This is a genomic window from uncultured Alistipes sp., from assembly GCF_949296715.1.
In the GTDB taxonomy this organism is placed as follows: Bacteria; Bacteroidota; Bacteroidia; order Bacteroidales; family Rikenellaceae; genus Alistipes.
This window is the reverse complement of record NZ_CASFQD010000015.1, coordinates 99410-112133: the sequence shown is the minus strand read 5'-3', so window position 1 is coordinate 112133 and position 12724 is coordinate 99410. Positions and strand designations below refer to the sequence as shown.

10 protein-coding genes are annotated in these 12724 nt (G+C 55.9%); 3 read left to right on the top strand and 7 right to left on the bottom strand.

All coding sequences use genetic code 11. From position 1 onward, the window contains the following. Window positions 1-388 precede the first annotated feature (388 nt). The 3 genes from Q1Y33_RS02630 to Q1Y33_RS02620 are packed head-to-tail and all read right to left on the bottom strand — an operon-like array spanning window position 389 to window position 4227. Window positions 389-1537, bottom strand: coding sequence for a DUF6043 family protein (locus tag Q1Y33_RS02630; RefSeq protein ID WP_300797972.1), 1149 nt, complete (start codon window positions 1535-1537; stop codon window positions 389-391). 46 nt (window positions 1538-1583) lie between these two features. Further along, entirely contained in the window at window positions 1584-2915 is a 1332-nt protein-coding gene (locus tag Q1Y33_RS02625) for a tyrosine-type recombinase/integrase (protein ID WP_178243228.1), read from the bottom strand. 13 nt (window positions 2916-2928) lie between these two features. Continuing rightward, the gene (locus tag Q1Y33_RS02620) at window positions 2929-4227 is read right to left on the bottom strand and encodes a site-specific integrase (protein ID WP_300797970.1); all 1299 of its coding nucleotides are present in this window, start codon (window positions 4225-4227) and stop codon (window positions 2929-2931) included. A gap of 283 nt (window positions 4228-4510) precedes the next feature. Between Q1Y33_RS02620 and Q1Y33_RS02615 the strand changes: the two genes are divergently transcribed. The 3 genes from Q1Y33_RS02615 (at window position 4511) to Q1Y33_RS02605 (ending at window position 6356) form a co-directional block, all read left to right on the top strand. Next, window positions 4511-5185 (top strand): hypothetical protein, encoded by a 675-nt coding sequence (locus tag Q1Y33_RS02615; protein WP_300797968.1) that lies wholly within the window; start codon window positions 4511-4513, stop codon window positions 5183-5185. Between the two features lie 168 nt (window positions 5186-5353). Further along, the gene (locus Q1Y33_RS02610; RefSeq protein WP_300797965.1) at window positions 5354-5908 is read left to right on the top strand and encodes a hypothetical protein; all 555 of its coding nucleotides are present in this window, start codon (window positions 5354-5356) and stop codon (window positions 5906-5908) included. 13 nt (window positions 5909-5921) lie between these two features. Next, entirely contained in the window at window positions 5922-6356 is a 435-nt protein-coding gene (locus Q1Y33_RS02605) for a hypothetical protein (RefSeq protein ID WP_300797963.1), read from the top strand. Window positions 6357-6689: 333 nt separating this feature from the next. Here Q1Y33_RS02605 and Q1Y33_RS02600 read toward each other — a convergent pair whose 3' ends face one another. Genes Q1Y33_RS02600 through rimP form a run of 4 tightly spaced genes read right to left on the bottom strand, consistent with a single transcriptional unit; the run spans window position 6690 to window position 12667 of the window. Beyond that, window positions 6690-8009 (bottom strand): acetyl-CoA hydrolase/transferase C-terminal domain-containing protein, encoded by a 1320-nt coding sequence (locus tag Q1Y33_RS02600; RefSeq protein WP_300797961.1) that lies wholly within the window; start codon window positions 8007-8009, stop codon window positions 6690-6692. A 34-nt stretch (window positions 8010-8043) separates the two neighbouring features. Further along, a complete protein-coding gene (infB, locus tag Q1Y33_RS02595) occupies window positions 8044-10902 on the bottom strand; it encodes a translation initiation factor IF-2 (RefSeq protein WP_300797960.1) in 2859 nt (952 codons plus the stop codon). A 30-nt stretch (window positions 10903-10932) separates the two neighbouring features. Further along, the gene (nusA, locus tag Q1Y33_RS02590) at window positions 10933-12165 is read right to left on the bottom strand and encodes a transcription termination factor NusA (protein ID WP_300797959.1); all 1233 of its coding nucleotides are present in this window, start codon (window positions 12163-12165) and stop codon (window positions 10933-10935) included. A gap of 34 nt (window positions 12166-12199) precedes the next feature. Then, window positions 12200-12667, bottom strand: coding sequence for a ribosome assembly cofactor RimP (gene rimP / locus Q1Y33_RS02585; RefSeq protein WP_300797957.1), 468 nt, complete (start codon window positions 12665-12667; stop codon window positions 12200-12202). Between the last annotated feature and the right edge of the window lie 57 nt (window positions 12668-12724).

The following is a 12724-nucleotide window of genomic DNA, read 5'->3' as shown; positions in this document are numbered from 1 at the left end:
TTTGTATTGAGATAAGTCTCCTCCGCTTCACGCAGTATCGCGGCTCTCTGTTCTTCCTGTTGCGCCATGATGGTACGCTGCACGATGGATTCAGCGAACATTTTAAGGTCAGCGGGAGTAACTTCCAGTTTCACGTTCGCTCCTTGCTCGACCAGACTCTCTATGGTAATCATAAATATCAGTTTTGAAGTTTGTGATGACCATCTTCAAAAGTTCCCTGGTGCCCCGCTTCCGATGGCTTATAAAAGAGAAGCACCGCCAGCCCTCGGGAAAGGATTGACGGTGCAAATGTATGTGTAAATTGAAAGTGGTTGATATATAATGATTTGTCTTAAATTGTCATGACAATATAAATCCGTGTGACAACGTGAAAAGGTTATAATTGGCCTTATTTCTCTGCAATGGCCATCGTGCCTGTACCTGGGATATTACTGATAGCCTGTGCCAATTTCTGGAACAGTTCCCGGTTCTCGTCACTCTCTATCAGGGGTGCCATCTGGTCTTTGCCGTCCTTGATCACATGTTTTGCCGTTCTCAGGAACCCGACCGACTGCCGTATGGCGCTCTCGCTTTTCAATGACGGCAAATCCGTGAACTGCAATGTCAGCCCCATGCTGTACTCCTTGGCTGTATGCATACCGGCAACCAGACCGAGCTCCTTCAATACATAGAACGGTAATGCCTGATGAATGGCACTTGTATTGACGGAAATAAAGTCGCGGATATGATGTAATACAACTTCCTTGTTCTCGTGATCAAGATAATCGGCGAGTGGCCGTTCCTGGATTTTTTTCTTTCCGGCCACGCGTTGTACAACAGGTCCCCTGACGCTGTCTTCGGTCCGGGTTGTAATCGTATCCCTGCTTTCTTCATCGGTTTCCATGTCAGCCGTGATGGTCTGCAAGGCCCATTCGCCGACATGGCCTTTTTCAATGGCGCTGTTCATGGCAAAATACCTGTCCCAGTCTGCCCGGGTTCGGAAACTGTTCCTGATGGATACGTTTATTATCTGCTTGACGACAAGGGAACAACCCAGCCTGTCTGCATTGTCAGCTTTCGGGTTCTTCATCTGTTTCTCTATCATGGAAACCATCGCCTCAAAGCTCTTTCCGTAATACAGCCAGCTCAACACGAGCGGTGCCGAAAGGGTGACACCCGGCTTGGAAGATTTGCCGCTAAAAAAGGATTTTATCCTGCCCCAGAATGTGACCGGCGGAACGTTGTCGGGCAGAGGATTGTTTTCCTCCCTCTGTTTCCTGTACAGATCCACGATCTGCCCGGGTACCGCGTTCTCCGCGAACTGCATGTTTATATTTGCAAGGCCATCCGTACTGTCATCGTTCCAGGACAATTCCCATTCCCGCCTGATACCGGGGAGCTGCCTGAATATGGCTTTGCAGATGGCAAGATACTGCCTCTCGTCACCGTTTGTCATCAGGCGCGAGAAGCGATTGTATTCTTCACGGTGCGTGTTCTTCCACTGGAGAATATCCTCCTTGAATTGTTCGTATGTCAACTTCTGCTCGTCCATATTCATATTGCATTATCGGTGAATGTAAAAGGATATGTGAAAAAAAGAACGGTCAGTCCAGAAGGTTTACCAGCTCTTTCTTCATTTCATCGTCTATCTTGCGGTACCGGGCAAAGGCACGGCTACCTTCAGAGTGCCCGGACATGGAGGCAATCAGGTTCGGGTCCTTGACCTGCTTGTACAGGTTCCCGATGAAGGTCTTCCTCGCCGTGTGGGTGGTGGCCACCTCGTACAATGGTCTTGCCACATCCTCGCGCGTCTTCGGGTCGAGCACCCTGACCATACGGTCGATTCCCACGTATTTGAGAATCTCCTTTATTTTCTTGTTGTAGCCGAAATGCGAGAATCTCGGGAGCAGCGCTTCTTCCAGGTCCTTGTACCTTTCCAGTATATCCAAGGCCTTTTGGTTAAGAGGGACCCGTACCGTGCCCGCGTGCTCCAGCTTGGTCTTCTGGGGGATGTACTCCACGCAACCGTCCACGATATTCGCCTTGGTCAGCCTGTTCAGGTCACTGACACGGCAACCGATCAGGCACTGGAACATGAAGATGTCACGATAGACCGGATAGCTGGCACCCATGCCGCTTAAGTCGGCATAATATACCTTGTCACGTTCTTCAAGTGTCAGGTAGAACGGGTCTCCGTACATGGGCTGCGCGATCTGGTACTGGTCGAAAGGATTATTTCGTGTAAGGCCACGCTTGATGCACCATTTGACGACGGTGCGTATGCGATACAGGCTTCCCGACATGCTGTTCTCGGAACGTACCTGCTCGACATTACGGCGGACCTCGTTCTGGTAAAACACGGGATACATGTCAACGTACTTGTGCTCCTCCTGCAGCCAGAATTTGAAATCCCTTATGTCATCTGCCGTGATGGAGTCAATGCAAAGATGGAAGCCCCTCTGGTGCATGACCTCATGGCGGAAACGCTCGTAACGGAGTACCTTGTTGAGATTGTCAAGATGATGTTTCCGGCTCTCGAACGCGAGTGGGGTCTCGTCAACATATTTTTGTATCTGGTATGACAACAGGTATTCCTCTGCTTTGTTGCCGCCCCTTGCATTGATGTTGGGGTGATGGTATTCTTCTATCAGTCCCTTGAGCCAGTTTCCGTCAACTCCACGGCTGTATTCCCTGGTGATCAGGTGGGTAATTTGCTGGATATCCCTGTCGAAAGCGTTCTTCTTCTCTTCCGAGACAAGAGCCACACGTGGTTTGTAGCCTTGTCTCTCCGGACTCCAATGGTTCGGGTTGATGGACAGCTCGCTCGCGGCCTTTATGTCCACACCACCGATATCCCGGACACGGAAATAGACCCGGGCAAGATCCGTCACGTTGTTTTTCGCCGATGTTTTTCTGATAAATGCTGTTACTTTCATGTATATATCCTCCTCAGTTTATCATTTCCACAAGTTTTCGTTTCATGTCATCATCTATCGTCCGGTAACGCCGGAAGGCCCTGCTGCCTTCCACGTGGCCTGACATGGAGGCAATCAGGTTGGGGTCCGGAACCTGCCTGTACAGGTTACCTACAAAAGTCTTGCGTGCCGTGTGGCTGCTGGCCACCTCGTACAAGGGTTTCTGCACGGTATTGTAGCCGTGCGTGTCAAGAATGGTTACCACGCGGTTGATGCCACAATGTTTCAGCAGTTCCCGTATACCCAGATTGTAAGTGTTGATGGGCTTGAAGGGAAGTAGCTTGCCGGTATTCCCGCTATAGCGTTCCAGTATTCTGACCGCCATTTCATGCAATGGGACCCTGATGGTTTTCGCCTGACACTTCTTGGTCTTTTGAGGCATATACTCCAGAAAACCGTCCTTGATGTTCTCCTTGGTCATCCTGTAGAGATCACCGACACGGCAACCGACATAGCAGTGGAACACGAAAATGTCCCGGATGACAGCCAGTTTCGGGCAGTCGCTCAGGTCCGCGTCGTACAGGACATTCCTCTCTTCCGATGTGAGGTAGAACGGGTCGCCGTAGGTCGGCTCCTTGCATCCATAGACAGCATAGACTTCGTTGTCGGAATACTTCATTCTCTTGCACCAGTGCAGGAACGTGCAGAAAAGGTTCATGATATTGATGACGGTCGTGTTGGAGAGAGGCTTGGGCTTGTGGTTGATGAGCATACGGGGAATATAAAAGTCAGGATACTCCTGGCGGAGCAAGTACTCGTTGGCGACGTACTCCCTGAAGTCGTTCATCTGCCCCAGGGTGACAGTTTCAACGAAGAGAGTGAAGTCTGTATCGCTCAATAATTCACGCCGGTACTCGTGATACCTGGTCATCGTTCGCTCGAAGCGGACGATGTGCTCCTTGGTTCTTTCCGCACCGTCATATTTTTCCAGGTACTCGTGGATGCGGTGGAGCAGGTTCGGGTGATCACGCTCAAAAGCTCGCGTGGGATGCAGGACATCCTCGATGACCTGTTTCATCCATTTGCCGTCAGCCTTCTCCGAGAAGGTCTTTTCCGCTCTCTCGATGATGGCAGCGATCTGTTCGGGCACCCGCTTCTGTTCAATGGCCGTCACGGCAGTCGTTCGCCTGTAACATAAGGTATCGGCATCCCAATACTTGTCATGGACCACGATGGGTGAAACCACTTTGATATCCACGTTCTTCTCCCGTACCCGGAAGCAGATGTTTGAAGTGGTCGCGGAACATTTTTTCAGATAGACGGAAATTTTCATTTGCTATACCTTTTTGATTACATGACAAAGGTAAATAAATTCCCGAATATGTTCCCATATATCCCGAGGAAACTTGCAACGAATTAAGACAAATTAAAAAGTCATTCCCGAATTTGATACCACATAAAATGCAGTATATCAACGGTTATATTTGCACTTGTTTAGCTCTTTTTTTCATTTTGGCCTTTATTCGACTTACCTGATATCAGATATTGCAGTTCCACACTTTCTTTTTGTTGTAATCGCATCACAGGAGTCGGGGTGTACCCTAATTCTTTGTATTATGAGGAAACTCACAGTTTCTTTCGTGCTTGCGGGTATCGCGCTGTTTTCGTGCAGTTACTCGTTTGCTCAACGCGGTACGTCGAAGACCATAACAACGACCCGTTTGGCCGGTGTGCAGGAGACCTTCGAACATACCGAGGCCTTCAGTCTCGAAGTGGGCCATGAAATGCTCGTAACGCCGCTGGTCGCCTCCGTCAAGGTGCTTTCCAAAAACAATGACGGAAAAACGTATGAAAAGGCGACCTTTACCGGTTCGGCCCGGACGGACGTTCCGTCGGGACTGTCCGGAAACGAATACCTCGTCGGCAAGCTGATGGACGGCAAGCAGGTGGCAGCCATCGACGTGAATCTGCTGAAGGCCCAGGCTACGTATGATTTCTGTCGTGAGACGAACGCCGATCTGATCGTGCTTCCGCAGTTCAATATCCGGCACAAAATGCATGCGGTGCAGACAACCGACGTCGACGGCAACCCCGTGCAGGTCGAGGAGCCCGTGGAGCGGGACGGCAAGTATGTGATGATCGTCGAGATGGTCGGTTTCCCCGCGGTCTATACGGGATTCCGCGAAGGCACGCGCAGCGACGGCTGGATCAAGGAGCTGTTCAAGGAGGGACAGATCGGAAACGAAGATGCACTGATCCATGTCGAAGAGACCGTCAGTCGGACAAAGTAGCGACTTTTTCAACAATCATTTATTCACCATCAAAACTTTTGTACCATGAAAAAAACATGTATTCTGCTTCTTGCACTCCTGTGTGCCATTCCTGTCGCAACGTTTGCACAGAAGACGACGGTTACGCGCGTAAATCGCGAAAAAACCTACAAAACCAGCACGCATTCCGTGGATATCTGGTACCAGGGAGAGCTCAATGTCGGCTTTGCCACCAGCGGCAAGCTTACGTGGGAGGATGGCGGCGATACCGAGAAGACCAACTACTCGCGTCCGTTCATCTCGACCGTTCACGGCGTGCGGATCACGCAGTACGGATTTGTCGGCCTGGGTGTCGGCGTGCAGTATGCCTACGGCAAGATGGACCCCGAATACGATGATACTCCGAACTGGGAGACGCTGATGATTCCCGTATTCCTCAATCTGAAGGGGTATTATCCCGTGACGGAGGAGTTCGCGCCCTACATCTCGGTCAGCCTCGGCAGCAGCATTTGCGCCACGTCGTCCTATGGTGATTCCGGCAGTGACTACGATGTATCCTGGAAAACCCGGCTCAAGGGCGGATTTTACGGCGAGTACGGCATCGGATTCAACTACCGGCAGTTTAATTTCGGGTTCGGCCTTCAGCATCAGTCGATGAAGTTTTCCGAAACCTATGACGGCAGCACCGACGACGAGAAGGCCTCGATCAATTCATTTTTCGTCAAGGTAGGTCTGAAATTCTGATTTGCACAAGGAGATGAAACGTTTTTTTGCTTTTCTATTTTGCATGGTCCCGCTCGTCTGGAGCGGCTGCTCGAAGGATGACCAAGCCTCGATCGATGCTTCCAAACTAATTGGAACTTGGGAATTGACCAAAGATTACGACGGAGAGGATGATTATTGGGATGAAGAGTGGGGTGAGGAATATGGTTTTGTTTTGATAAAGAAATTCCAGGCAGATGGAATTATGAAGAAAATCAGGCAAGAATATTATGGCGATTTCTCTACGCGGGACTATCTCTATTCGGTCGAATCAAATAGGCTTATCCTATTGGATATTAGTGATAATTATGATCGGATAGTCTATCGTATTGAGAAACTGACCTCCACCGAACTGATCCTTGCTTATGACTACAGGGGTGACAACGGCAGAACCTGTACGGACAAGGAGTATTATAAACGAATCGACTGACCGGACTGATCTGAATGCATGACAGCTTGTCCGAGTGAAAAATTCTTTGCCGGTTTTATTGTTGTCCTGATGTGAATCGGAGGAGAGGGGGTGAGCGGACAACTTCGATGAAACGACAGAATTTTTCGGATGGCTGATGGCCTGCCGCGGTGCCGCTGCGCCGTGACAGATTGGTTGCTTTTTGGCGGCGGACGGAACCAATATGCGGTTTCGTCCGCTTTTTTGTCTTCCGGTCCGACTCCGGGTACAAGCCTGTCCGGACCGAATGCCTCCATGCAAAAGACGCCTTCCTGCATCCGCAGGAAGGCGTCTTCATGTACTGCACGGAAACAGTTACTTGCCCATGTAGCTCTTGATGTAGTGGTGGTGCGATCCCCAGCGCTCGAATGCCGCACGGTCGAGCTCCTCCTGAGCCGACGGGTGCGCAATCGAGATCAGCAGCCGCGCGCGCTCCTGCATCGTCTTGCCGTAGAGGTCCACGGCACCGAACTCGGTGACGAACCAGTGGATGTGGTTGCGCGTCGTGACGACACCTGCGCCGTCGAGCAGCGTCGGGCAGATCTTCGAGACGCCCTTGTTCGTGATCGAAGGCATGGCGATGATCGCCTTGCCGCCCTTCGAGAGCGAAGCGCCGTAGACGAAGTCGATCTGACCGCCGACGCCCGACCAGAACTTCGTACCCAGCGAGTCGGCGCACACCTGACCCGTGAGGTCCACCTGCAGGGCCGAGTTGATGGCCGTCATGCGGTCGTTCTTCGCGATCACGTAGGGGTCGTTCGTGTAGCCCACGTCCATCATCAGCACGCCCGGGTTGTCGTCGATGAAGTCGTAGACGCGCTGCGAACCCATCAGGAACGTCGAAACCATCTTGCCCGGGTCGGTCTTCTTGGCCTCGCCGTTGATGACGCCCTTCTCGACGAGCGGAAGCACGCCGTCGGCGAACATCTCGGTGTGGATACCCAGGTTCTTGTGGCCGCCCAGCTGCGACAGCACGGCGTTCGGAATGGCGCCGATGCCCATCTGCAGCGTGGCGCCGTCCTCGATCAGCGCGGCGCAGTGCTTGCCGATGGCCGTCTCCACCTCGTTCGGCTCGGAGAAATGGGCCTCCATGAGCGGCGTGTCGTCCTGCACGAAGGTGTCGATCTTCGACATCGGGATCATGGCCTGACCGAAGGCGCGCGGTACGTGCTTGTTCACCACGGCGATGACGTGGTCGGCGCACTCGACGGCCGCCAGCGTGGCGTCGACCGACGTGCCCAGCGAAACGTATCCGTGCTTGTCGGGCGGGCAGACCTGGATCATCGCCACGTTGCACGGCACGGCGCCGCAGCGGTACAGACGCTGCGTCTCGCTCAGGAAGACCGGAATGTAGTCGGCATAGCCGCTCTGGGTCACCTTGCGGACGTTGCCGCCCACGAAGAACGAATCGAGCTGGAAAATACCCTCGAACTTCGGATCGGCATAGGGTGCCGGACCCTCCGTGTGCAGGTGGTGGATGTGGACGTTCTTCAGCTCGCCGGCCTCGCCGCGGGCGCACATGGCGTTGATGAGGCATTGCGGTGCCGATGCAACCGAACTCAAATGCACGTGATCGCCCGACTTGATGACCTTGACGGCCTCCTCCGGCGTGGTAAAGTGAATGGGAGTTAACATACCGTGTAGTTTAGTTTATAGGGTTAGTTGATACTTATTTGCGTTTTACTTCGACCTGTTCGTATCCTTCGACGATATCGCCGACGCGCACGTCGTTGAACGACTCGATGTTCAGACCGCAGTCCTGACCGACCGTCACCTCCTTGACATCGTCCTTGAAGCGCTTGAGCGAGCCCAGACGGCCCGTGTAGATGACGATACCGTCGCGGATGACGCGGATCGGCGTCGTGCGCGTGAGACGTCCTTCGCGGACGATACATCCGGCCACCGTGCCGACCTTCGAAATCTTGAAGATCTCCATCACCTCGACCGACGCGACGATCTCCTCCTTCATCACCGGCTCGAGCATGCCCTCGATGGCATCCTTGATGTCGTTGATCGCATCGTAGATGATCGAGTAGAGGCGGATTTCGATCTCCTCCTTCTCGGCGAGCTTGCGGGCCGAAGCCGAAGGACGCACCTGGAAGCCCACGATGATGGCGTTCGAGGCGGCGGCCAGCAGCACGTCGGACTCCGAAATCTGACCCACGGCCGCGTGGATGACGTTGACCTGCACGCTCTCCTTCGAGAGTTTGATGAGCGAGCCCGACATGGCCTCGATCGATCCGTCGACGTCGCCCTTGACGATGATGTTCAGCTCCTTGAACGAGCCGATGGCGATGCGGCGTCCGATCTCGTCGAGCGTCACGTGCTTCTGCGTCATGATGCCCTGCATGCGCTGCAGCTGCTCGCGCTTGTTGGCGATTTCGCGCGCCGAGCGGTCGTCGTCCATGACATTGAACGTATCGCCGGCCTGCGGAGCGCCGTTCAGACCCAGCACCTGCACGGGTGTCGAGGGGCCTGCTTCGGTGACCTTCTTGCCGTTCTCGTTGAACATCGCCTTCACGCGGCCCGTGTAGGTGCCCGAGAGCACCACGTCGCCGATATGCAGCGTACCGCTCTGCACGAGGATCGTCGAGACGTAGCCGCGGCCCTTGTCGAGCGTCGACTCGATGACCGTGCCCACGGCCTTCTTGTTCGGGTTGGCCTTCAGGTCGAGCATCTCGGCCTCGAGCAGCACCTTCTCGAGCAGCTTGTCGAGGTTGATGCCCTTCTTGGCCGAAATCTCCTGATCCTGGTACTTGCCGCCCCACGACTCGACGAGGTAGTTCATCTGCGAGAGCTGCTCCTTGATGTGGTCGGGGTTGGCGTTGGGCTTGTCGATCTTGTTGATCGCGAAGACCATCGGCACGCCGGCAGCCTGTGCGTGGTTGATTGCCTCGATGGTCTGCGGCATGACGTTGTCGTCGGCCGCCACGATGATGATCGCCACGTCCGTGATCTTCGCACCGCGCGCACGCATGGCCGTGAAGGCTTCGTGGCCCGGCGTATCGAGGAACGTGATCTTCTGACCGTTGAGCTCGACGCTGTAGGCGCCGATGTGCTGCGTGATGCCGCCGGCCTCGCCCTCGATGACGTTCGTCTTGCGGATGTTGTCCAGCAGCGACGTCTTGCCGTGGTCGACGTGTCCCATGACCGTGACGATCGGCGGACGCGGTACGAGGTCCTCCTCCTTGTCGCCCTCGTCGGCGATCGCCTCCTGAATCTCGACGGAGACGAACTCGACCTTGAAGCCGAACTCCTCGGCCACGACCACGAGCGCCTCGGCGTCGAGACGCTGGTTGATCGAAACCATCAGTCCGAGGTTCATGCAGGCCATGATGACCTCCGTGGGCTGGACGTTCATCATCGTCGCCAGCTCGCTCACCGTCACGAACTCCGTGACCTTGAGGATCGAACGTTCCTGTTCCTCGCGTTCGAACTCCTCGTTCATCCGCTCGTGGACGGCCTCGCGCTTCTCCTTGCGGTATTTCGACGCCTTGGTCTTGGCACCCTTGGCCGTCAGGCGGGCCAGCGTGTCCTTCACCTGCTTCGAAACCTCCTCGTCGCTCACCTCGGGGCGCACGATCGGTTTCGGGGCGTTGTTCTTGTTCTTGTTGCGGCGTCCTTCACCCGGCTTGGGCTGGCTGTTCTGGCCGGGGCGGTTCTGTCCGCCGCCCTGTCCGGGACGGTTCTGGCCTCCCTGGCCGCCTTGTCCGCCCTGCTTGCCGCCGCCCTGCGAGCCGCTCTTCTGGGCCTTGCTGACGTCGACCTTCTCCTTCTGCAGGCGCTTGCGCTTGTGCTTGCCGCCCGGGACGAAGCCCGAGACATCCATCGTGCCGAGCACCTGCGGGCCGGTGAGCGTGGCCACCGTCGGACGGAAGATGTTGTCCTTCGGGGCCTCCGGCTGCTGCGGTGCGGCGGGTGCCTCCGCGGCGGGACGGAGCGTCTCGGCGGCGGGTGCCGGTTCGCGGACGACCTCCGGCTCCGGTTTGGGTGCCGGAGCGGCGGGCTTCTCCTCGACGGCCGCCTTCAGCTCCTCGCGCTGCGACGCCGTCTCTTGCGGCGCGGGGGCCGCGGTTACGGGCGCAGCGGGGGCTGCTGCCGGCTTCTTCTCGGCGGAACGGGGCGTCTCGGCGGCGGGGGCCGGCGCTGCGGCGGGTTTCTTGGGTTTGGGCGAGAGGTCGATCTTGCCGAGGAACTTCGGCTGCGGAATCTCGTCCTTGACGCTGATGACGTTGCTCTTGATGACAACCTCCTTCTCCTCCTCGCGCTCGTGCTTCCTCGCTTCGTCGAGCGTGATGGTCGTCTGCTTCTGGGAGATGCGCTCACGCACCGAGTTGCGCGCGCCCGCGGCACTGCGGTTCGATCCGAACTCCTTTTCCAGCACGGCATACGTGGCGGCGTCGACCAGCGTGTTGGGCGACCCGTCGCTCTTGATGCCCTTCTTGTGCAGGAAGTCCGTGATGGTGTTCAGTCCCACGTTGAACTCCTTGGCAACCTGAATGAGCCTTAATTTTCTTTCGTTACCCATATTTGTGTGTTCTCGTTTTTGTCTGTACGGTTACTCTTCGAATTCGGCCTTCAGGATTTCGACAACCTTCTGCGCCTGCTCCAGCTCCAGGTCGGCGCGTGCGGCAATCTCCTCGACGGGCAACTCCAGCACGCTCTTCGCCGTGTCGCAGCCGGCGGCCTTCAGCGCGTCGATGATCCAGCCGTCGATTTCGTCGGCAAATTCGGTGAGCGCCACGTCCTCCTCCTCGACCTCGCGGTAGACGTCGATGTCGTAGCCCGTGAGCATCTTCGCGAGGCGGATGTTCAGACCGCCCTTGCCGATGGCCAGCGATACCTGGTCGGGCTTGAGGTAGACCGAAGCGGTCTTCTTCTCCTCGTCGATGGTAATCGACGAAATCTTCGCGGGGTTCAGCGTGCGCTGGATCATCAGCTGCGGGTTGGCCGTGTAGTTCACCACGTCGATGTTCTCGTTGCGCAGCTCCTTGACAATCGAGTAGATGCGCGATCCCTTCATGCCGACGCAGGCGCCCACGGGGTCGATGCGCTCGTCGTAGGACTCGACGGCCACCTTCGCGCGCTCGCCCGGGATGCGCACAATCTTCTTGATGGTGATAAGCCCGTCGAAAATCTCCGGAACCTCCTGCTCGAAGAGCCGCTCGAGGAACTGGTTGGCCGTGCGCGAGAGAATGATGCGCGGCTGGTTGTTGTTCATCTCCACGGACTTGACAATCGCCTTGATCGTGTCGCCCTTGCGGTAGAAGTCGTTGGGTATCTGCTCGGCCTTCGGGAGAATCAGCTCGTTCTCGTCGTCGTCGAGGATCAGCACCTCCTTCTTCCACACCTGGTAGACCTCGCCCGTGACGATCTCGCCGACCTTGTCCGAGTACTTCTCGTAGAGGTTGGCCTTCTCGAGGTCGAGGATGCGCGAGGCGAGGTTCTGGCGCAGCGACAGCACGGCGCGGCGGCCGAACGACGCGAGCTTGATCTCATCGGCATATTCGTCGCCGATCTCGTAGGTCGGGTCGATGGCCTTGACCTCCGATACGGCGATCTGCATGTTGGGGTTCTCGACGGCGCCGTCCTCCACGACGGTGCGGTTGCGCCAGATTTCGAGGTCGCCCTTCTCGGGGTTGATGATGACGTCGAAATTCTCGTCGGTTTCGTACTGTTTCTGCAGCGCGTGGCGGAAGACATCCTCCAGCACGCCGATCATCGTCGATTTGTCGATGTTCTTCAGCTCCTTGAACTCGGCAAAGTTGCTGATGAGATTGAGATTTTCCATTGCTTGTCGTTTATCTTTTTTTCGGTTTTATGCGTTATTTGAAGTCGAGGTACTCCTTCGTGTATTTGATTTCGTCGTAGCGGTAGCTGCGCGTGACCTTCACCAGCTGCTTGCGCTTCCTGCCCTCGACGGCCTGCTTCTCCTCGTAGGAGAGGGTGATGCCCTCTTCGTCGGCCGCGTCGAGCTTGGCCAGAATCTTCACGCCGCTGGTGAGCAGCACCTCGACCGACCGGCCCACCGTCTTGCGCAGCTGGCGCAGGCACCGCAGCTCGGAGCCGATGCCTGCCGACGTGACGGTCAGCGAGAAATCCTCCTCGTCGCGGTCGAACTGCTCTTCGATGGCGCGGCTCAACGCCACGCAGGCGTCGATGTCCACCGACGTGTCGCTGTCGATCGTCAGCTCGATGTCGTTTCCGGGGGTCGCCGTGCATCCCACCACGAACATGTCCGTGCCTTCGAGGTGTCGCCGGGCCGCTTCGATGATCTTGTCTGTCTCTATCATTGGCTTGGTTTTCAGTCGTGTATCTGTACGAAATAAGGGGACTTTGCGTCCCCTTAC